The sequence below is a fragment of the Sphingobacterium sp. Mn56C genome, assembly GCF_049319645.1.
In the GTDB taxonomy this organism is placed as follows: domain Bacteria; phylum Bacteroidota; class Bacteroidia; order Sphingobacteriales; family Sphingobacteriaceae; genus Sphingobacterium.
Map to the genome: position 1 here is coordinate 1 of NZ_JBMOUC010000016.1, position 983 is coordinate 983.

The following is a 983-nucleotide window of genomic DNA, read 5'->3' on the forward strand; positions in this document are numbered from 1 at the left end:
GCCGAGTTAGAAACCGAATACAGAAAGGGCGGTATTTCAAGGGTGATTCCACGATTCCTGGCGAAACCGCTTCATTATCTCCCGCCTATCCTACACATACTGTACCCAATTTCAATGTTAAGCTATAGTGAAGGTTCATGGGGTCTTTCCGTCCCGTTGCGGGTAATCGGCGTCTTCACCGATACCACAATTTCACCGAGCTCATGGCTGAGACAGCGCCCAGATCGTTACACCATTCGTGCAGGTCGGAACTTACCCGACAAGGAATTTCGCTACCTTAGGACCGTTATAGTTACGGCCGCCGTTTACTGGGGCTTCGATTCAATGCTTCGCCTTGCGACTGACATCCCCTCTTAACCTTCCAGCACCGGGCAGGTGTCAGGCCTTATACCTCATCTTTCGATTTTGCAAAGCCATATGTTTTTGCTAAACAGTCGCCTGGGCCTTTTCACTGCGGCTTCTCCATCGCTGGAGGAAGCGCCCCTTCTCCCGAAGTTACAGGGCCATTTTGCCGAGTTCCTTAGCCATGATTCACTCGAGCACCTTAGGATTCTCTCCTCGACCACCTGTGTCGGTTTGCGGTACGGGTTTTCTTAACCTGAAGCTTAGCGGGTTTTCTTGGAAGTCTGATTACCTGCACTATCAGCGCTGCCGAAGCTTTGCTGTACTATCGGAGTTCAGCACAACATGCGGATTTGCCTACATATCGTATACCTACATCCTTCAACGAACTATTCCGTCAGTTCGCGGCAGTGTCACTACTCCGTCACCACATCGCAGTTAAGAAAAGTACTGGAATATTAACCAGTTGTCCATCGGCTTACTCCTTTCGGATGCGCCTTAGGCCCCGACTAACCCTGATCCGATTAGCGTTGATCAGGAAACCTGGGTCTTTCGGTGGGCGGGTTTCTCACCCGCCTTATCGTTACTTATGCCTACATTTGCTTTTCTATAAAGTCCACAGTACATCACCATACTGCTTC

The 983-nt window shown here is 50.1% G+C and carries 1 rRNA gene; it reads right to left on the reverse strand.

The window, feature by feature from the left end:
- A 23S ribosomal RNA gene (locus ACL9RF_RS17710) occupies nt 1-983 on the reverse strand; the annotation flags it as partial.